16 protein-coding genes, 1 other RNA gene and 2 pseudogenes are annotated in these 19,318 nt (G+C 64.1%); 8 read left to right on the top strand and 11 right to left on the bottom strand.

Annotated elements, in window-relative coordinates:
• Window positions 1-17 precede the first annotated feature (17 nt).
• Both ACK5NO_RS12555 and ACK5NO_RS12560 read right to left on the bottom strand, forming a co-directional pair.
• Window positions 18-2,180 (bottom strand): DEAD/DEAH box helicase, encoded by a 2,163-nt coding sequence (locus tag ACK5NO_RS12555; RefSeq protein ID WP_416813025.1) that lies wholly within the window; start codon window positions 2,178-2,180, stop codon window positions 18-20.
• 1,174 nt (window positions 2,181-3,354) lie between these two features.
• On the bottom strand, window positions 3,355-3,993 hold the full coding sequence (locus tag ACK5NO_RS12560) for a hypothetical protein (protein WP_416813026.1): 639 nt from the start codon (window positions 3,991-3,993) through the stop codon (window positions 3,355-3,357).
• A 219-nt stretch (window positions 3,994-4,212) separates the two neighbouring features.
• Between ACK5NO_RS12560 and ACK5NO_RS12565 the strand changes: the two are divergent.
• Window positions 4,213-5,461 (top strand): annotated as a pseudogene (locus tag ACK5NO_RS12565) (IS256 family transposase).
• A 735-nt stretch (window positions 5,462-6,196) separates the two neighbouring features.
• Here ACK5NO_RS12565 and ACK5NO_RS12570 read toward each other — a convergent pair.
• Both ACK5NO_RS12570 and ACK5NO_RS12575 read right to left on the bottom strand, forming a co-directional pair.
• The gene (locus ACK5NO_RS12570) at window positions 6,197-6,790 is read right to left on the bottom strand and encodes a hypothetical protein (protein WP_416813027.1); all 594 of its coding nucleotides are present in this window, start codon (window positions 6,788-6,790) and stop codon (window positions 6,197-6,199) included.
• Window positions 6,771-7,004, bottom strand: a complete 234-nt coding sequence (locus tag ACK5NO_RS12575; protein ID WP_416813028.1) for a hypothetical protein — start codon at window positions 7,002-7,004, stop codon at window positions 6,771-6,773. The genes ACK5NO_RS12570 and ACK5NO_RS12575 overlap by 20 nt, the downstream gene beginning before the upstream one ends.
• Before the next feature lie 120 nt (window positions 7,005-7,124).
• Between ACK5NO_RS12575 and ACK5NO_RS12580 the strand changes: the two genes are divergently transcribed.
• The 3 genes from ACK5NO_RS12580 (at window position 7,125) to ACK5NO_RS12590 (ending at window position 9,662) form a co-directional block, all read left to right on the top strand.
• Window positions 7,125-8,287, top strand: a protein-coding gene (locus ACK5NO_RS12580) for an IS3 family transposase (protein ID WP_416813029.1) whose coding sequence is annotated in 2 segments (ribosomal slippage) — window positions 7,125-7,409 and window positions 7,412-8,287 — 1,161 coding nt in all. Because the reading frame shifts where the segments join, the coding sequence is not laid out codon by codon here.
• Between the two features lie 127 nt (window positions 8,288-8,414).
• Complete coding sequence (locus tag ACK5NO_RS12585; RefSeq protein ID WP_416813030.1) at window positions 8,415-8,639, top strand: hypothetical protein; 225 nt, start codon at window positions 8,415-8,417, stop codon at window positions 8,637-8,639.
• Between the two features lie 21 nt (window positions 8,640-8,660).
• Window positions 8,661-9,662, top strand: a complete 1,002-nt coding sequence (locus ACK5NO_RS12590) for a hypothetical protein (RefSeq protein ID WP_416813031.1) — start codon at window positions 8,661-8,663, stop codon at window positions 9,660-9,662.
• 102 nt (window positions 9,663-9,764) lie between these two features.
• Here ACK5NO_RS12590 and ACK5NO_RS12595 read toward each other — a convergent pair whose 3' ends face one another.
• The 6 genes from ACK5NO_RS12595 to ACK5NO_RS12620 form a co-directional block, all read right to left on the bottom strand.
• Entirely contained in the window at window positions 9,765-11,348 is a 1,584-nt protein-coding gene (locus ACK5NO_RS12595) for a hypothetical protein (protein ID WP_416813032.1), read from the bottom strand.
• Window positions 11,349-11,518: 170 nt separating this feature from the next.
• Window positions 11,519-13,768, bottom strand: coding sequence for an AAA family ATPase (locus ACK5NO_RS12600; RefSeq protein WP_416813033.1), 2,250 nt, complete (start codon window positions 13,766-13,768; stop codon window positions 11,519-11,521).
• A 109-nt stretch (window positions 13,769-13,877) separates the two neighbouring features.
• Window positions 13,878-14,150, bottom strand: a complete 273-nt coding sequence (locus ACK5NO_RS12605) for a hypothetical protein (RefSeq protein ID WP_416813034.1) — start codon at window positions 14,148-14,150, stop codon at window positions 13,878-13,880.
• A 601-nt stretch (window positions 14,151-14,751) separates the two neighbouring features.
• Complete coding sequence (locus ACK5NO_RS12610; RefSeq protein ID WP_416813035.1) at window positions 14,752-14,886, bottom strand: hypothetical protein; 135 nt, start codon at window positions 14,884-14,886, stop codon at window positions 14,752-14,754.
• A gap of 168 nt (window positions 14,887-15,054) precedes the next feature.
• Window positions 15,055-15,573: a hypothetical protein gene (locus tag ACK5NO_RS12615; protein ID WP_416813036.1), complete on the bottom strand. Its 519-nt coding sequence runs from the start codon at window positions 15,571-15,573 to the stop codon at window positions 15,055-15,057.
• A 45-nt stretch (window positions 15,574-15,618) separates the two neighbouring features.
• Window positions 15,619-16,314, bottom strand: coding sequence for a hypothetical protein (locus tag ACK5NO_RS12620; RefSeq protein ID WP_416813037.1), 696 nt, complete (start codon window positions 16,312-16,314; stop codon window positions 15,619-15,621).
• Between the two features lie 634 nt (window positions 16,315-16,948).
• Between ACK5NO_RS12620 and ACK5NO_RS12625 the strand changes: the two genes are divergently transcribed.
• The 4 genes and pseudogenes from ACK5NO_RS12625 to ACK5NO_RS12640 all read left to right on the top strand — a co-directional run bounded on the left by ACK5NO_RS12625 (window position 16,949) and on the right by ACK5NO_RS12640 (window position 18,917).
• The gene (locus ACK5NO_RS12625) at window positions 16,949-17,581 is read left to right on the top strand and encodes a helix-turn-helix domain-containing protein (RefSeq protein WP_416813038.1); all 633 of its coding nucleotides are present in this window, start codon (window positions 16,949-16,951) and stop codon (window positions 17,579-17,581) included.
• 10 nt (window positions 17,582-17,591) lie between these two features.
• Window positions 17,592-17,879 (top strand): hypothetical protein, encoded by a 288-nt coding sequence (locus ACK5NO_RS12630; RefSeq protein WP_416813039.1) that lies wholly within the window; start codon window positions 17,592-17,594, stop codon window positions 17,877-17,879.
• Between the two features lie 60 nt (window positions 17,880-17,939).
• Window positions 17,940-18,014: pseudogene (locus tag ACK5NO_RS12635) on the top strand (hypothetical protein); the annotation flags it as partial.
• 42 nt (window positions 18,015-18,056) lie between these two features.
• Window positions 18,057-18,917 carry a tyrosine-type recombinase/integrase gene (locus ACK5NO_RS12640; protein WP_416813040.1) on the top strand — a complete coding sequence of 287 codons (861 nt, stop codon included), beginning with the start codon at window positions 18,057-18,059 and terminating at the stop codon, window positions 18,915-18,917.
• A gap of 11 nt (window positions 18,918-18,928) precedes the next feature.
• On the opposite strand, the gene rnpB is transcribed toward ACK5NO_RS12640, so the two are convergent.
• Window positions 18,929-19,307, bottom strand: an RNA gene (rnpB, locus tag ACK5NO_RS12645) — RNase P RNA component class A.
• Window positions 19,308-19,318: the final 11 nt, after the last annotated feature.

Raw genomic sequence — 19,318 nt, forward strand, 5'->3', positions numbered from 1 at the left:
GTTGCTGGGAACGCGACCTACTCGATGCCCTCCGCGCGCAGCGAATCGACCAGCAGTCCCACGAGCGCCTCGACCTGCACATCCGCGGACGTGTCGACGCCCTCGGTCACCTCTCCGTCGAGCGCCCGCGCCGCGAGCCCCGACTTCGAGTCGATGAGCTCGGCAATGCGCGAGTCGATGGTCTGCGCCGCGATGATGCGCCACGCGGTCACCGGCTCCGACTGGCCGATGCGGTGGATGCGATCGATCGCCTGCGTCTGTTCCGCATCGGTCCAGGACAGTTCGGCGAGCACCAGGTTGGAGGCCACCTGCAGGTTGACGCCCACACCCGCGGACAGCAGCGAACACACGATGACCGAGACCTCTGGGTCTTTGGTGAACGCGGCAATGTTGCGCTCGCGTACGGCCGCGCTCTGGTCGCCGCGCAGCGAGGCGTAGCGAATCCCCGCGTCCGCGAAGAATCGCTCCGCCTCGTCCATCACGTCGATGTGCTTGGCGAAGAACACCACCTTGCCTGCGGAGCGCACCAACTGAGCGGTGTAGTCCGCCGCGAGCGACGCCTTGGCCTGACCAATGCGCCGCACCATGGTGAAGACGTTCTCGCCCAACTTCTTGTCGCTCGAGTCCTTGAGTTCGGTGGCCGCGATGCGCCGCACCAGATCGAGGTCGATCCCGTCGTCCGGGTGGCGGTCGCCGCGGGCCGCGATGGCGCGACGGTAGGACTCGACCATGCGCGCGGCCAGCTTTGCCTCGGCGGCCCTGATCGAGCGCCCCTCGGGTCCATCGAGTTCCACCGCGAGGTCGGCGACCGTGCGGGCTGGGATGTCGGCGGCCACGTCGATCTTGCGTCGGCGCACAATGCCCTGGTCGACCACCGCAGCGCGGGCGGCAGAGTAGAACCCGCGATCCGACGGGACCAGCCCCGCCTCTTCGAGGGCGATCATGAGGGAGCCCACGGGCTTGTCGTCGTCGATCCATCCCAGGAACTCCCAGATGGCACGGAAGTCCTCGACGTCGTTGATCAGCGGCGTGCCGGTCAGCGCCATGAGCAGCGGCCGCGCGGTGCGATGGCGGATTCGCTCGGCCAGGCCCAGCACGTGCTTGGAGCGCTGAGAGCCCTTGTTCTTGATGAAGTGGGCCTCGTCCACGACCATGCCGCGGAATCCGTGCGTGCCAAACCACCCCACGTGACGGTCCAGCACTGCGTAGTTGACGATGATCACGTCCGCGAAGGCGTCGACCTCCTCGCCGTCGCCCTGGACGATCGAGACGGACCGATGCGGCGTCCACAGCCCTACCTCGCGCGCCCAGTTCATCTTGACGACGTTGGGCGCGACCACCAGCAGCGGGTAGGCATCGGCGGCTTCTGCGGCCAGCAGCGCCTGCGCGGTCTTGCCCAGGCCGGGCTCGTCGGCGAGCAGGAAGGTCCGGTGTCCTTGGGATGCGGCGGCCACCAGTTGCGCCTGGTGGGGCATCAGCGCGCGCCCTGCGGGAAGACGCACGTCCTGCGCTGACCAGGCACCCGCATCGGGAAGGTTCATGCACGCGCGAGCGCCGGGCTCGTCGCGGTCGAAGGCGTGGAACAGCGGCTCGAGCAGTTCCCAGCCGGCGAGCCGGCGCGGCTGGGCGGCGGCGCGCTCGCGCACGGCCGTGAAGTCGGGGGCGAGGAACGGGTTGGCCAGTTGCCGCGACAGCGCAGACTGGGGTGCGACCTGCTTGGGTGCCTCGGGGCTGGGCGCCGACGGCGGCTCCACCTCGGGCTCATCGGGCACCTCGCGGCCGGCGCGCTCAAGCACCGAAGCCTTGTACTCGCGGGCGGCCTCGCTGACCCGAGCATCGTCTGCGAGGAGCGCGAGCAGCGAGGTGTCGCGCGCGGCGATCTTGGCCAGGATGGTCCCCAGGCCGTCGAGCCGCTTAAGTTCTTCCTCGCGCTTGCCTGCCGTCAGAGAGGTATCCGCTTTCACGGCGGCCCTCTCCTCACGCACCAGCAAGGCGACCACCTGGTACTTGATGCGGTTGGCTCCACGCGTAGGCGGACGCTGCACCACGCGGTCAATGTCGCGAGTGATGCTCGCGAGCAGCGGGATCAGCCCTTGAGGGTTGCCCTGGGACTCGCGCGCACGACGATTGCCCGCCGTGGCGCGGGTACGCGAGGACTCGCGCTGGCCTGTACGCGACACGTCGCCTCCTGCTCTTGCCGCCTCAGCGTGCGGCCCTGCTGTGTAGTCCGGTGCGCGGGCCCGAGGGCTTGACGCGCTTGCAGCGAAGGCGGATGAGTTGGCCGAAGCTCCGGGACCTGCCGGGCAACGACACAGGGCCGCACTTCGAGCCACCATGCGCCAGTTGATGGCGCAGCTGCCTTCGATGATGGCCTAGGGAGTCACAGTTCGAGTCATTTCGACACTTCACCGGACACTCGGATACCGGCAACATTCCAGTCAGCCGACTCACCCGCAACCAATCTACCGCGTGTAGGCAACACGCTGCGTCACGACGCGGAGGTTGCGACGAGAACCCCCAAACGCGTCGCGACACGAGGGACCTCCACCGCTCTAGTCGGCGTCGCACCCATGAAAGCCCCATCGGGGCAACGCGCGCGCCACCGCCCGTCAGGATGTGGCCAACGGGCAAGCGACGTCCGCCATCAGCCGCAGCACTCTGCTCAGGCTTCGCCATCAAGAACCACGCACCATGGCGTACGTCGAACGCCGGAGGACGGCAATAGGGGCATCCACTCCGCGGGGCACTACTTGTTCCCGAGTCAATCATCCGAACGGGCGCGTCACTGTGGCACCAGACGGGGCTCGACGTCTCGTCGAACGCTACGCGCGAAAGGGCAATCGCCACTAGCGAAACGTCGCGGAATCCCGGGACGACAGCGCCGGGCGCAGGCGTGGTCTCTGCAGTCGAGTCGGCACGGGAGCCCGGTTGCACCGCCCAGAACTGCCCATGCGCATGGAGCACCCGTAGTTCACTTGCCTGGCCGAGGACGATTGCACCCCAGGGCTCTGCCGCCGCCAACACATCGGGAAGGCCGCTGCGCAAACTCGCTCGCGCATCCGCGACCACGACGGCCTGTGTCGAGCGCCAATGGTATGTCTGAGAACTCCGTGTCAAGGGTGTCGTAGCTTCCTTCGCGTGCGGGCGGCAGATACCAGAACGCCCAGTCAGGTCCGTGTTCGATCGTGACCTCAACATCCCGGCCGATGAGCTCACCGGCGGCGACGACGCCGCACGCCACAACAGACCCGAGACCGATCATCGGCGGACACCGACGTGGCGCTGTTCACTCCAGGTCCATTCGGCTCATTCCGAGACTGTGATGATGGTGCCGTCGCAGACCGTTCCGACTCACTACTGCTTGCGCGCCCACCGGCCGACACGGCGAGCGTGCGGGGCTCGTTGCACGACGAGTGGCATCCCGAAGCGCTCTGCGAACCACTCGAGATGGTCAGCCACGTCGTCGGGCCACACGTCAGCATTGACCAGCTCGACCGCGCGAGACTCGGCCGCCGGGCCCAGTTCGGCCGCCACAGCCACCGTCCAAGCCGCGGTCGCGTGATCTGCGCCCGCGACCCCGCGGTTCGGCGGAACCCGCTTCGCTAGCAGCGCCTCAAAGAGGTCGCGGGAATCCCTCCAAGCGACCACTTCCGGAAGCAACACCCGCTGGAAGTCATCGCAGAGGGCGTCCGGCCAACCCGGCGTCGATGGCCTGTAGCGCGCCACATCTCCATGGACGGCCTGCCACGTCGAGAGATAGACCAACGCTTGCTCACGTCGGGACGCGACGCCCACCGCTACCTCGATGTCAGCCTCGTCGGGCAAACTCTCGCTCGAAGGGCGATGCACGTAGACGTTGAGCCACAGGTCACCTGAATCTCGGCGGTAGCCGTCAAAGTCGTCTGCGACGAACCCGTGCGGGGTGACCGCCCTACCAAGGCACTGTCGCACACCGGCGTAGGGACCATCCCCAGCGCTCGAATACTCTGTCAAAGCGACCTCATTCGTACCTTGAAAACCTGATCCGACTGTACCAAGCCTTTCGATACGTCCAAAGTTCGCCTTTGCGGCCCGCGAGCACCTCATACCGAGTAGTGCCCCTTAGAGTGGTGTAGCGCCCGTCGGTGGCAAGCCTCCTCGTAAATGAGGAAGCGGCCACCGCGGGACCTTCGAGTATCACCTTGCACAGTTCTTCTCGAGTGGATCGCCACGATGACCGCATCCCATATTGTCAACCTTGCCCGCGGGACAAGGCAATCTCCTCACGGACGCGTCGCCGGACATGATGCGCTCGCTGTTGCAGACCATGATTAACGCGCTGCTCAGCGCCGACGCGGACGCCGTGGTCGGAGCCGAATGGGGCCAAGCCTCCGTCGACCGCGTCGCGCAGCGCAATGGCTACTGCCACCGGCCCCTGGACACCAGGGCTGGCACGATTCGCAAGTCGCCGTCCCGAAGCTGCGCTCGGGCACGTACTTCCCCGAGTGGCTGCTCGAGCGCAGGAAGCGCGCAGAGTCGGCGCTGATCACCGTCATCGCGGACTGCTACCTCGCCGGCGTCAGCACTCGACGGATGGACAAGCTCGTGAAGACCCTCGGCATCGATGGGCTGTCGAAGTCGCAGGTGTCGCGCATGGCCCAAGATCTCGACGAGGCCGTCGCGGCGTTCCGCCACCGGCCGCTGTCGGAGTCCGGTCCGTTCACGTTCGTCGCCGCCGATGCACTGACGATGAAGGTCCGCGAGGGCGGCCGCGTGATCAACGCCGTGTGTCTCGTCGCCACCGGTGTCAACGGCGACGGCCACCGCGAAGTGCTCGGCCTCCAGGTCGCCACCGGTGAGACGGGGCAGCATGGAGCACTTTCTTCGCAGACCTCGTCGCCCGCGGTCTGGCAGGCGTGCGCCTGGTCACCTCCGACGCTCACGCCGGCCTCGTGGAGGCCATCGCGGCGAACCTGCCAGGAGCGGTGTGGCAACGCTGCCGCACCCACTACGCCGCCAACCTCATGAGCGCCACGCCCAAGACAGCATGGCCGGCCGTCAAGGCGATGCTGCACTCGGTCTATGACCAGCCCGACGCGAAGTCCGTCCACGCCCAGTTCGACCGGCTCCTGGACTACGTCGAGGACAAGCTGCCCGACGTCTTCGCGCACCTAGAGAGCGCCCGCGACGACCTGCTCGCGTTCACGACCTTTCCGAAGGATGTGTGGACTTGAGAATCTGGTCCAACAACCCCGCCGAACGATTGAACAAGGAGATCCGGCGGCGTACCGATGCCGTGGGGATCTTCCCCAATCGGGACGCGATCATCCGACTCGTCGGTGCAGTCCTGGCCGAGCAGACCGACGAATGGGTCGAGACCAAGCGCTACATCGGACTCGAAACCCTCGCCCGCTGCCGCCTCACCGCCGTGCCCAACACGGGCATCGAGGAGGTGACCGAAACCCTCGCACTCACCGCCTAACGAAGGAAACCGCTACACCACTCCACGGGACTTGACCAGCATCGCCGCGAGATCGTCAACCGTGAGCAGTTCCGCCATGTCTTGACTCCTTCGTTCTGAACTACTTGAGCGGCATGCTCTGCAACTATTCGGCCCTTACAATCGGCCGACATCCTGGACCTGTTAGGAGTTTGCTGACGATTTGTCAGCGTTCTCGTGGTTTCATGCCGGATAGGCCCGGATGGCTATGACCGACGCGCAGCTCCAAACTCGAGCCGCCGCCGTCAGAACGTGGCACGGCGTGGTGCGCGGGCGGTGGACGGTTGCATCAACCGCAGCTCGCCGTCGTCGCCATTCCGCCGCCTCCGCCACCACACAAGGACTAGACCCTGGTGCCGTGCCGCGGTTCGGCGATGAGCACGGCCCGCGGCACCGACTAAGAAAGTGGGCAGCATATAGGGGACGGCGCAAGCCGGCCGGGAGCCCTATTTTGGGGCAACTCCCGCACAAAACGCGCCGATTCGTGACACAACGAATTGGCTCTGCTCTCGCGACGCTCATACCCGACGGTCGGCCGAGTTCACGCGGCCGTCTTTGAGTACGCGGGCGAGGTCAATGGTTCGTGCTGAAGGCCGACTATCACTTGTCCATTTGGGCGGAGACGGAGACGCTCGGGCTTCTGGAAGTTGGCTACAGTCGCCCGCGGCGACCTCCCGGGTCATGACGCGATGTGCGACCGCAGCGGGCCAAGGGCACCTATCTGCAGTTGGCCTCGGTCAGTTGGAACGAGTCGCCCTGACTGAAGATGTCCTCGAAGAAGCCAGACGCTGAGCCGTACTGTGGGATCGCTGAGAACGTCTCATTGGTCCAATCGACCTGGGTGCCGTCTCTCATGATCGCAGCCTCGAGGTACAGGCCTCCGGGGCATCCGTCGTGAGCAATCACGCTGAAGGCGATGCAGTCGTAGCGCCCGCATGAGTACTCATCTCGTTCTGCCCAACGGAAGTACACGTTGTTGCCGATGTGGTCGAAGCCGTCGGCAGCGAAGTTGGCGTCGCGCGTTTCCTGCATGATCCGCTCAGCTTCCGCCTCCGCTGCGCGCTGCTGGGCTTCGCGCTGGGCAGTTGCCTCGGCTTCGAGACGTTCGTCGTGATCTGCCTGCGCTCGAGCACGCTCAGCTCGGGTCTGCTCAAGGCCTTGGGTAGCCGTTGCGTAGGAGTCGTTCGCGCTCTCGCCGGCGGCGTAAGTCCAGTACGCAAACGCGCCTGCACCAGATGCCACGAGGAGCCCGACTGCGACGACCGCGACAGCGCGCCGCGTCGACCAACGCTTAGCGGGCGTTGAGGTCATCAATCTCTCCCTCAAGGACGTCGATCTGCTCTACGAGATCAGCCGTGCGCTCGCCAGTTCGCTCCGCGACAGAGAGGTTCCATATGCCGATAGCAGCGGCTCCAGCAGCGAGCAACAAGCACAGCGCCAGAACGCCGAGCGGCACGGAACGTCGCACGCCTTGGCTTGCTCGCCCGGTTCGCTTGCGGGGCTTGTCGGTTGAAGTCGACGCCACCTGGTCAGTCCACTCCTCGCCATCCCAGAAACGAAGTGATGACGTGCTTCGGGTCTGCTGCACCGTTAGGTGACATCTGATCTGGCTTGCCCGACCGGGTAGGCCTGGAAGGATGTTGCCGTGCCTAAGCCCTACCCCGAAGAGTTTCGTGACGACGTTGTCCGCGTCGCCCGCGCCCGCGAGGCCGGTGTCACGATCGAGCAGATCGCCCGTGACTTCGGCGTCCACCCGATGACGCTGCAGAAGTGGATGCGCCGGGCGGACATCGACGAGGGCGTCAAGCCCGGCGTGACCCGCACCGAAGCCGCCGAGACCCGTGAGTTGAAGAAGCGGATCCGGCTGCTGGAGCAGGAGAACGAGGTCTTGCGCCGTGCGGCCGCCTACCTGTCCCAGGCGCATCTGCCGGGAAAAGGCTCTACCCGCTCGTGAAAGAGCTCGCCGCTGACGGGATCCCCGTCGCGGTGACGTGCCGGGTACTCAAGCTCGCTCGCCAGCCCTACTACCGGTGGCTGGACAGCCCTGTCACCGATGCTGAACTCGTTGCCGCGCATCGCGCCAACGCCCTGCACGACGCCCACCTCGACGACCCTGAGTTCGGCTACCGGTTCCTCGTCGACGAGGCCCGCGACGCAGGCCAGTCGATGGCTGAGCGCACCGCCTGGGCGATCTGCCGCGACAATGGCTGGTGGTCCACCTTCGGCAAGCGCAGCCGCGGCAAGCACAAGAAGGCCGGCCCCGCCGTGCACGACGATCTCGTGCAGCGCATCTTCGCCACCGCGCCGAACCAGGTGTGGCTTACCGACATCACCGAGCACTGGACCGGTGAGGGCAAGGTCTACCTGTGCGCGGTCAAGGACCTGTACTCCAACCGCATCGTGGGCTACTCGATCGACTCGCGCATGAAGTCCCGCCTGGCCGTCAACGCGCTGAACAATGCGGTCGCACGCAGGGGAAACGTCGCCGGATGCATCGTGCATTCAGACAGAGGATCTCAATTCGGTTCGAAGAAATTCACGGCCGCGCTGAGTCATCACCGCATGGTCGGCTCGATGGGTCGCGTCGGCGCGGCCGGGGATAACGCCGCCATGGAATCGTTCTTCTCGCTGCTGCAGAACAACGTCCTCGACCGCCGTACCTGGGACACCCGCGAGCAGCTGCGCATCGCGATCGTGGCGTGGATCGAGCGGACCTATCACCGACGCCGACGCCAGGCCCGTTTGGGCCGTTTGACGCCCATCGAGTTCGAGACCATCATGACCACCAACGTGGCACTCGCCGCGTGACTAACCCCTGTCACCTAACGGTGCAGCAGACCCGTACGAGGCTGAAGTCGCTCGACGACGCGAAACTGCGGCCCATGAGGTACGAACCAACGGCGGAATCGACGCTGTCGAGCGGTTGGCGACTCAAGTGGATGCCCCGTACCTCGTCGGTAATGCGCTTGCGAAGGAGCCGCCAGAGCTGGATCGCGAACTCCTTGCCTGGATGAGCGACGAGGCTGGCCCTCGCCGCGCCGTCGCGGAAGGCTACTTCGTGCGCCGCCTGAGCGGCGGCGACCTGGAGCTGCGCAATGAACTGATCGATCTGACCCCCGATCCGCGGGGAAAGGCGCGGGTACTTCTGTATGCGCGCTAGCCTGAGCAAGCCTGGCCTGCATTGACCGATCTTGGCCCCGAAGTCGAGGCCATCTATTGGAGCGAGTTCAACTACCTCGGTTTGGGCAAAGACTTCGCTGGCGTCGAGGAGGCCACCCGAAAGCTGATTACTGCGGGCCGGGCTGCTGCGGCGTTGGACATGATCGGGCTGTACTCGGACCCCGGAGAATCGAGCAGGGCGGTCGCTGAACTCGTCGCCTCGGGTCTCGAAGCGTTGCTTGAAGAGTCTCAGGGTAAGGAAAGGTTCGGTCGCCTCGACACCTACCACTTCCAGCGGCTATTCGCCATCCTGGCGAACCGTCGAGGAGACTTGGGCGAAGCGCGCGTCGTGGGGCTCGAGTTTCAGTACTTCCCGGCGCTTGGATTCGAAGCCGACGCCCCGTCGCTACACCGGGCGATGCTCGAGGATCCAGGCTTCTTCGTCGAGTTGGTGACGCTTGCATATCGCGAGGACGATGAGGCAGGCTCCCGCGATTGCCCTGCGGATGGGGAAGACTCCGAGCGTCAACGTTCCATCGCGACTCGCGCCTACGAAGTGCTGCACTCCCTCCGGCAATGCCCAGGCGGGTCGCCTGAAGGCGATCTCGACGGTGAGGTTCTTGGCGAATGGATTCGTGATGCCCGTGAACAGCTCGTTGCTGTGGGGCGCAGCAGGATCGGCGAGAGTCAGATCGGCCAGGTGCTTGCCCAAGCCCCAGCGGAGACAGACAGTTCACCAATCCACCCTGTCGTTCTTCAGATCATCGAGGACCTGGACTCAGACGCCGTCGAGCATGGGTTTGAGGTGGGCTTCTACAACAAGCGCGGGATGTCCACACGGGCGATTCTCGAGGGCGGGACACGGGAGCGGGAGGCCGCTGAGGTGCTCCGGAAGCAGGCGGTGCAGACGGGAGCCTCGCCACGCGCAAGGAACATGCTCAACCGCCTTGCCGACTCCTACGAGTCTGAGGCGCGACGTGAGGACCGGTCGGCTGAGCGACGTCACCAGGGCCTTGATTGGTAGTTTCGGGCCAGCACAGGATCGCGAACGCCGACAGCGAGGTGTGCGAGGCGCCTTTGGTGTGTACGTAGCGACCGGACAACGGAGTTGCTGACTTTGACTCGCCTAGACCTCGAGGATCGCCAATGCTGCCGCCGGCGGCTTGCCGCGCAAGGCCTCGTGGCGAACACGGGCGAGCGCAGCGAGCTCGAGCGCCGACTGGCCGCCGGTGAGTGCGACGTGGACAATTCGGTCCATTCCCGCCGCGACCAGCGGAGCGACCCGTTCAAGAGTTGGATTGATGGCTACGCCTGAGGTACCACCCGCGTGTGAGAGCAGGTTGCGTTGGCGGTAGAGCGCGCGCATGGCAGGCTGGAGCGCGGCGCGCACGGACTCAACGTAGCGATACGGGTCGCCGATGGCGACTCTCGCACGTAGCAGTGCGTGGCGGTCGTCTGACCTGAGGAGACTGAGGTCTCCTCCGCCAACCAGGTGCCCGAAAGCAAACTCCGCACGTTCCTGGTTTGTGCGCGCACCTTCGATCGCCGTAGCGAGGGCGTCCGTTTCCGACGCGGTGTGCGCCCATGCGAGCGTGGTCATCTCCGCCCGGAGGTGCCCACTGGCGACCAATAGCGCGAGTCGGTCACCGGCGGTCTGCTTGTCGTCGTCTCCTGGGCCGACCAACAGGCTCTCGATCGCCGCCCACGCCCCGGTGACCGCCGCCGGGCTCGCGCCTCGTTCCAACGGAGCCATCAGTTCCATGGCGGCCTCAATATCGCCACGAACCCTATGTCTCCACAACACGTCTTGCCGCTCGAACGCATGGACCTCAACCCGCCGCTGGGCCGCTTCCGTTGGCTTCTGATCAGCGAGTCCGGCGATCCACATGTGACGATCTGGAACTATCTCGTGACGTCCCCCGACGCGCACGCGATCAAGGATGGTCGTCAGTCGGAGACGCGCTTTGTCTGCCGCAGAGTGTGGGTCGAGTGCCTCCACGCTCAGTAAGATGCCGCCGTACTGGCGAATTGGGGCGCCGCCAGGTATGTTCCTGGCGCGCCATTCGCGTACCTGTGGCGCTGTAAGCCAGCCGAGTGGAGTGGGCTGTGGGAGCGGTGGTTGTGCGCGAAGGGGAACCAGGATCTCGAACTCCACCGGCCCTCGCTCCAACTGCCCGTGGAGCTCGCGGCATATCGACTCGAGGGGGTGCGTGTCATCCGAGTACTTCACGCGGTACGTCAGCCACCGGTGGAGGTGGTCGCGGCCGAAGCCCTCATCGAGCAGGTGCGCGCCGATGAGACGGGCAGTCCGCTCCGCACTTGGGAGTGCAGTGTTGCGCTCAAGCGCAACGGCCCAGTTCTCAAGGTAGGTACTTCTGGCGGCGCTGACCCATGCGTTGACGACATGCCATGCATGTCCCGGCTTGACGAGCGCAGAAGGCGCGACGGAGATCATCTTCCGGACGGCGGTCCGGTCGGATGGCACGCACAAGCCCGGATCGACCGCAACCCGTTCTAGCAACTCGTCCTGTAGCGACTTGATGGCGCGTTCGCTCGCGCTCATAGCGGGATCGCCGGCCTCTACGAGCTCGCGTCCGATCAGCACCGATCCGCTCTGCCAAAGTCGACGCGACCATGTAGCACCGTCATCAAAGAACTCAAGCATCCGGAGCACAACGAGTTGGTTATAGGTACTTGCATCGAGAGCCATGTCGGCTAATATAGGTGCCGTAAACGGCGCGCGACGGACTTGCTAGTCAAGTCCCTCGCGCGCCGTTTTTTCTTGCCCGAGGCGTGGCCCCGCACCGGCGACGAACTGGTCCGGCATTGGCTCGCGCTCGGACTCAGGCCATCGCAACCAAGTGGGCACCTAAGGCTCCCCTAGACGTACTCCTCTTCCTCCTCGACGGCCATCATCATGTTGTAGTGCCCGACGTTGTCCGTCACCTCGAAGATCTTGCGAAACACTTCGAGGAAGACTCCGCTCCCGATGCCCACACTTACGAAGTCCGCCTCTTCCCAGGGAGCGTCGTGTGAACCATCGTTGGCCCACCCGAGCAGAGCACGGTAGGCGTCGAGCTCAGCCGGCTCAGGGAACTCGGTGTCAAGGTCATGGAAGTGCCTGTCCCCCACGTGCTTGAAGTACGTCTCGAGGATGCGCCTCATCGCATTTTGGAGACCCGACATGCCGCTATCGGTATCGACTGACTCCCTCACGGTCTCCCATAGCATCCGATACGCGGACGTCACCGGAGAGTCTCCGCGGTTCCTGATCTCACTTGGCCCGTTTGCTCTCTTCACCAGCAGGGCGTGCGAGACCTTCTCCTTGGCCGGAAACCACTTACTACCTTTGACTCGGCGTGAAGACGAGACCTCGCTGTAGAAGCGTGCGTTGTGCGTGAGCACGAACACTTGCTCGATATGGGAGTCTTCATCGCACGCCATTCCCATCAGCTTCCTCACCAACTGACTTACCATCCACATGATCCCGCTGTCTAGACTCGAGATCGGATCGTCGATCACGACCACGACGGGTGACGGGTCGTCATGAGCCGTATCAGATCCCCGGGCCCGGTAGTAGAAGTGCAGGAACGTGATGAATGTCTTTTCACCCTCGCTGAGCGACCTGCCATCCGGCGGCTCGCCCTCCCCGCGTGCAAGCCTGTAGTGGCCCTCAAGTTCAGCAGCCTCAAGAACGAAACTCGTGAACCCGACCGTTGCCAAGTACTTGTTAATCTCCTCAATCGTTGCCCGATCTGACTTCGTCCGCGCGTGCAGTTCGGAGGCCTCCCGCTCCAGCGCCTCAACGATTTTCGTTTGATCCTGAACCCGGCGCGTCAGCGCCGGCACCTGGCGACCGTCATGTTGCCGAACGGCGTCGTATACCGCGAGTTCCGCTTTGAGTGCTTCCCTGACGAAGTACTCCCACACTTGGTCCGCTAGTTCGGCCCTGGACTTGGTACGGTCTCGCAGCAGTTCGTTGTGTTCTTCGATCCGCGCGTTCGTTGCATCGACCAAGACCGCGACCGCCTTGAGTTCATCGACGCCTGAAGCGACGGTCACCACCGTAGAGGGATGATCTCGCTTGTCTCTAAGTGCACGCACGTTTGACTGAAGGACTTCGTCAAGACTCGCGCGTGCGGCCCTGAATTCGGCGGTGTCAAGGAAGCGCGCCTCGGCACCTTCGACTGCGTCAAGCGCTTCCGTGGCCAGCTCCACAAGTCGCTCGTAGTCATCGCACAGGTCCTTGAGGCGCTTCTTCTTTTCGGTGTAGTCGGCGTCGAATAGTGCCTTGAGATCGTGGGTAAGCGAGGAGGACACTGTGTTCTGGCAGAAGGGGCACCGACCCTCGCTCTTCTCGAGAAACGGACGGCCCTGATCGACCCAGTCGCGGTTGCCAAGCTTCTCAACGAGCGCCGAGAATGACACCTCGGTTGAGCCCTTGATTTCCTGCGCGAGAAGGTGCGCGTCGTTCATTGAGTTGGGATCGGGGTGCTCGACTGGACCGAGGAGCTTGACCTCAACCCCACCCTCTACGAGCACCGTCGCGGCCCTCTCCGTCAGCGTAGCCAGCGACGGACAGTCGTCCACTGAACCCTTCACCCTGTCAAAATGGGACTCAACGACCTCCAGTCGGCGTGTGTTGCGACGAGGAACCCCCGGCCACCCGAGTTTGTGGTCCGTGTCAAAGGACCCGGACGCTTCCCAGGCCGCTTTGAGGAGAGCCGTCTGTGCCGCTTCGACCTTGTCGGTGCAGTTTCGGAGCGCCCGCTGCCGGTTCTCTAGCTCTTCCTTCTGCCGTCGAATCTCTCCGGGCCCATCGTCGTCACCTTCGAGCTCTCCCAACCTATCTGCTGCCTCGACGTCGTTCTCCCCAAGAGTGAATACTCCGGGGATCTGTTGCGACTCCCTGATGGTCGCTTCAGCGACATCACGGTTGTAGACGAGGAGGCGTTGCGCATTGCCGTTGTCCCATTCGAGCCCGCGCGATCTCGGATCAGCAAGATGTCGGCTGATGGTGGTCTTGCCAGAGCCGTTGTCGCCGAACAAGAAGTTCAGCGACTTGAGATCACTCCACAGAGGCACAGAAGATACTGGAGTGCGGCCAACGACGCTAACCGACTTGATCATGATTCCCCCCTCGCGATGTGTCTCCACTGACACCATCGCGAACGTATCAGTCGTGGTTGACACGTGGCCAGAGCCGGACTGCTCGGATACCCTGCTGCGTCCTGTCGTTCTAGATCAACCGGCGGAGGCGCGCAGCCTCTTCGAGGTCGTCATGAAAGACGTCCAAAGGCGCAAGCGTGTACATGCCGTCGATTGCTCCGGTCTCCCGCAACCGATGGATGCGGCGCAGGTCGGCAACTCGTGACTTCCAGCCGATGCCATCCACAACGGCCATAACGTACTGCCGGGGCATTCGTACGTCAGCCATCTCTTGTATCTCGCGCACGGCATCAGTGAGCTTCGAACCTGTGCTGTCAAAGGCCTTCGCGGCGACAACAAGCATGGGATCGCCTGAACCGGGCACGACCAGGTCGCACGGGGCTGTCAACCCGTTTCGACCCGTGAAGCGGGTTCGGGTTTCATAGGGCAGACTGAACCGTCCCCGGCTTGATGCCGCTTCCTTTTCGGGCCTGGAAGGAAGATAGAGACCAGGCCGAAGAGGACCCCCGAGGAGAGCAAGCAGCGTGCCGTGCGGCTGGACCTGGACCATCTCGACGAGTGCCGACCCTCATCGTCGCGTGCCTAACCGTGGCGAGACGGCTTGGCTTCGGTGCCGAGCCAATGCGCCGCTGGGTGCGCGAGGCTCAAGTCCACGCCAGTGAGCGCCGGGGCCCGTCGACGCTGATCGTCGCGCTCATCGAGGAGAGGCGAACCAAGGGTCGTGCGGTCAAGTCGGTCTGCGCCGTCCTGCGAAGGTAGGGTTTCCAAATCGCCGGGCATCTCGAGACCTTGCGCCGCGCTCCCCGTACCCGCGACGGATCGACTCCTGAGGACGACGCTGCCGAGCGGAACCTTGCTGAGCGTGCCCGCGGTCCTGCTGACCAGGCCGACGCCGCCGAAAGGACTGGAGTCAACCGCTAGCTGTACTTCCCCGGCACTAGCGCTCAGCCCGCTCCGATTACCGCGGCGTCGACGATCGCGAACCACACGTCGAGGTCGACCTCGTCGCCGGTGACGATCTCGAAGACCGCGTCCCCGGCGGGCAGCCACGCGCCGACCGCTGGGTTATGCGTGAACACATCGATGTGACTGGCGACAAGTACGTTCCCGTCGACACCGGCGAGCTGGACCGTCTCGTGCTTTGCCGGCGGCCCCGTCCACTCCTGCCACTCGGTCCAAGTCGACCGGATCGACCACTCATCTCTGGCCTTCGCCTGGCACACATCTGTCGCATCGATACATGTGATTCAGGAGATGCGCAGTGCATCAAGGAAGTCATCATCTGCATGTTCGAGATACCAGCGCACGCGGTCCGCCGGGCCTGCATCAACTTGTGCCGGCCCGAAGTCGGCGCCCTTGCTGTCGTACTCCTGACTCATCTCATACCTGCCCGGAGCGCGCAGCGTCAGCTCGTCGAACGTGTCCAGCACTCCCCAGTCGACCGGGGGGAGCTCTGCGGCGTCGACACCGTACTTGGTGGACAGCATCGGCCGGCTGATCGGTTCAGGTTTCGGTTCGGGTTGCAGCTCGGCGGCGGCTGTCGGGGTCGCTGTGGCGCTCGCTGAAGTCTCTGGCGTCGCACTTGGTGTCGCGTCTGCTGCCGGAGTGGCGCTCGCCTCGTTCGCGCTGGGTGCGGGATCTTCCGACTCAGAGGCGCGCGGCTTGTCGGGAATGAACAGCGAAGCGACCGCGATTACAACAAGGGAACCGACGCAGAACGCGGCGCCGAAACCGAAGACGATCGCGACAACCTTGCTCGCGCGCACGCTCCCACCCCCTCAGCGTCCAACGAGTGTGCCGGACGACGTCGATCAATCTTCGCTCGTGTCATCCTCAATGAGCACCGGGGTGGGAGTGTCGCATCGCACGCACTCCATCACGCCGACAAGCGTTCCGTCCTCGGACTCGCCCACGTACTCGACTAAACCCGCTGCGTTGTGCGGATCGCCATCAGGTTGCCGCTCTAGCCACTCGGCAACTGTGTACGGCACGAGGCGCCGCGAGCCACAACGGTCACACGTCGTGGGCATCGTCGCACCCACGTACTCCTCGGGGATGTCCCGGCGCTCGTTCGGCAGGATAGCTTCCAAACCTTCGACTACGGCCTCGGCGACGAAGTCCTCACCAATCACTGAGGTCACCACTTCGAACGTGGCGCGGAACTCCTCCGGCAACGCTTCCCACGCGTCCTGATCGGCGCCCGGCGTACCGGTCGCGTCAACGGCGAGCACCCAATGCAGGTTCTTGGCCCCGCATCCGTCAACGACCGTACGCAAGATGTGGATGTCGGCCTCAGACAGCGGCGATTCAAGGCTGCGCGCCAAACCGAGCGGGTCGATGATCACGCCGTGCTGCGGACCTTCACCGGCATCGACGTCGTCCATCGCGTTCATGGCGGCGAACAGCGGAATGTCAGCCGTCGACTCACCAGGGTCGAGGTCCACGGCGATAGTGATGTCCAGAACATCGTCCTCCGCGACGTACTCCCGGACATATCGAGTGACCACCTCGGTAACGTAGGAGTGCACGAACGCCCGGCGCACGATTGCACCGGCGGTCGTAGCCTGCAACTCCTGCCCTTTCGGCGTCTCCACGCGGACCAGCAGGTGCTTTTTGTGCCCCATCGTGCTCCCCTCAAGCCGGCGGCGGTCGCCTGCCCATGGGCACTCTATCGGGGTGGACTGACGTCGGCCCGCGGCCCGTGACCGACACGGATCGCCTCGAACTCCATGCCTCGCGCGGTGGCCACTTCCGTGTCGTCACGAAGCGGCCTTCTTGCGACACCCGGCCATCCAGGCTCTAGCTTGCCGTCAAGCCGCCAAGCCCCTGCCGTCTGTGTCGGTCGCATGGAGGTACTCATCGCTTGCGGAACGCCTGTAGAGGACCTTGCGCCCGAAGTAACACCAGTGCGGCCCAAAACCCTTCTTCCGCCACGTGCGGAGGGTGCTCGGCGAACTCTTGGTCAAGAGCGCTACCTGGCCGTTGTCAGAAGCTCGTCTTCCACTTCGCGCAGTGCGTCCATCAGGTGATTCCCTCTCCAGACCAGGTCGTCCGTTAACGAGACACTACATCGCGCTTTGAGATACTCGCCTCAACCCAGTACGGCGTGTCTCAAACATGGATGAAGACCGGAGGTGCGGCATGACCACATACGAACCCGGGCTCGGGGACGCGCTTGCCGACAAAATAAGGATCGAGCGCACGGCGCGCGGCTGGAGCTATGGCGCGCTTTCAAGGGAACTCGGCCGCGTTCAGTGCAAGATCGCGGCAAGCTCTCTACATCGAATCGAGCGCGGCACTCCTCGCCGAACGATTAGCGCCGAGGAGCTTTTTGCGTTCGCCGAGGTGTTCGACCTCGATGTAGCGCGGCTGGCACAGCCAGCGTCAGAGCACTTCCGGGCGCGCGCCGCGACGCTGCTGGAGCGCCATGCGCTCAATGCGGAAGCCATGGTCGACCTCCGGAAGACCGACGCTGCGACGACCACGGAGATACTCGAAGCCTGCACCCACCTTTCGGACGACGCCCTCGAGACTGTGGTCGAGGATTGGATCGATCATGCGACCGCCGTACGAGGCAGCTTTGAAGACGACGAGTCCATAGCGTCGGCACTTGTTGCGTTCTTGAGGCAGAGCACGGGGGCATCCACGCCTTTCAGGGACGCCGTGAATGGAGCCACGTTACAGGTGCCCGGCTACCGCTATTGGTCCGATGCGACGCACACCGACGAGACCGGCGTCCGGATCCCGCGCGACCCCTCAGCATGCGATAAGTGACGAACACTCCATGGCAAGCATCACCAGGACCGAGCGCACGCAGTTCGTCAAAGACCACAACGGTCAAGTCGTACTCGACGAGAACGGCAAGATTGTGCGGACTGGGACGGGAACCTACTACTGGCTACTCACCTACCGCGAAACCAACGGAGCACGCAAGGAGGTCAAGAGGCGCTTCAAGACGAAGACCGAAGCCGAGAAGTTTCGAGACGCGACGGTTGTCAGCCAAGCGAACAACACCTATGTCAGCCCTGGTAGCGGGAACGTCAAGGTGCGCGACTTCGTCGACTCCGTCTAGCTCAAGGGACGAGCGCTCGAGCAACGAGCGCAGGCGACAGACGATCTCGTCAACCGCCATCTGCAAAATCACATTCTCCCCGCCTTTGGCGACCGGCGTCTCGATGAGGTCACCCCTCAGGACTGCGCAGCGTTCACTCACCGACTGACCGACTCGCTGGAGCCCTCAACAGCCAACATGATCCATGTGTACGCCAAATCGATCCTCACCATGGCAGCGAACGAGCGCCTGATCCCAAAGAGCCCGTTCGTGAAGATCAAGGCACCCGAGGTCCGCAAGAAGCCGCTGAACCTTCCGTCCACCAAGAAGGTGCTGGCGATGGCCGAAGCAATGCCCTCGCGGTATCGCGCGCTGATTCTCTGTGCGGCTACTACCGGCATGCGCCAAGGTGAACTCTTCGGCCTCACATGGGACCGCGTTATGCGGGATACAGACAAGGTGGACGTCAATCGGCAGTTGATCGGTGTCGTAGAAGGCATGCCCAGATTCGGGCCACTCAAGACCAAGGCGAGCTACCGCCAGATCCCGTTGGCCAAGGTCGCACTCGAAGCGCTTGACGACCACCGCTCGCGATTTGCGGAGGGACCCGAGGGACTTGTCTTCACGAACCAACACGGCGCTCCCCTGCGGCGACAAGCCCTCGAGTTCCCGTTCAACGCGGCGCTGCAGAAGATCGATGCGATGCCCAGCGCCAAGCCGAGTATGACGCGCAAGGTACCGAAGTCGATGACCTTCCACACGCTGCGCCACTACTACGCCAGCTTGCTAATTCACTCCGGCGAATCCGTGAAGTCAGTGCAAGAGATGCTCGGCCATCAAAGCGCCACGGAGACGCTCGACACCTACGGCCATCTCTGGCCCGGCGCGGACGACCGCGTTCGCGCTGCCATCGACAACGAGTTCGGCGATCAGGTCTGGCTCGAGCTGGCGCACCCGCTCGCGGGAGGCTCAGGAGCGCCCATGAGCGCTCTTAGGTGCCGGATGCGTTGCGCAGCATCTGCGAAGTTCTCGTTGCCCTCAGAACATAGAACCTGGTAACTCATGTAGTGCGGATGAGTTGGCCGATACGCCGGGTTCTGTCCCGGTGCGTGAAGCACCGGTGGCGACCATCCATCTAGGCCCCGGATTGCTCCGGGGCTCAAGCAACCTACCCGAGAGCTCGGGCGGGCAGCCCTCAAACGCTCTCTGTCTGGCCTTGCTCCAGGTGGGGTTTACCGTGCCGCTCCTGTCACCAGTCGCGCGGTGAGCTCTTACCTCACCCTTTCACCCTTACCTTCGTGAGTCCGAGGACACACGAAGGCGGTCTACTCTCTGTGGCACTGTCCCGCGGGTCACCCCGGGTGGCCGTTAGCCATCACCCTGCCCTGCGGAGCCCGGACGTTCCTCGGGGCCCTCCGAAGAGGACCACGCGGCCGCCTGGCCAACTCATCCGCGGTGAC

This window comes from Demequina sp., assembly GCF_047975725.1.
GTDB lineage: Bacteria > Actinomycetota > Actinomycetes > Actinomycetales > Demequinaceae > Demequina.

Bases quoted from the DNA above. Each gene is read 5' to 3' on its own strand.
- ACK5NO_RS12570 (WP_416813027.1), bottom strand. From the start codon at position 6,790: ATGACCTCAACGCCCGCTAAGCGTTGGTCGACGCGGCGCGCTGTCGCG.
- ACK5NO_RS12595 (WP_416813032.1), bottom strand. From the start codon at position 11,348: ATGGCTCTCGATGCAAGTACCTATAACCAACTCGTTGTGCTCCGGATG.
- ACK5NO_RS12600 (WP_416813033.1), bottom strand. From the start codon at position 13,768: ATGATCAAGTCGGTTAGCGTCGTTGGCCGCACTCCAGTATCTTCTGTG.
- ACK5NO_RS12605 (WP_416813034.1), bottom strand. From the start codon at position 14,150: ATGCTTGTTGTCGCCGCGAAGGCCTTTGACAGCACAGGTTCGAAGCTC.
- ACK5NO_RS12625 (WP_416813038.1), top strand. From the start codon at position 16,949: ATGACCACATACGAACCCGGGCTCGGGGACGCGCTTGCCGACAAAATA.
- ACK5NO_RS12630 (WP_416813039.1), top strand. From the start codon at position 17,592: ATGGCAAGCATCACCAGGACCGAGCGCACGCAGTTCGTCAAAGACCAC.
- ACK5NO_RS12640 (WP_416813040.1), top strand. From the start codon at position 18,057: ATGATCCATGTGTACGCCAAATCGATCCTCACCATGGCAGCGAACGAG.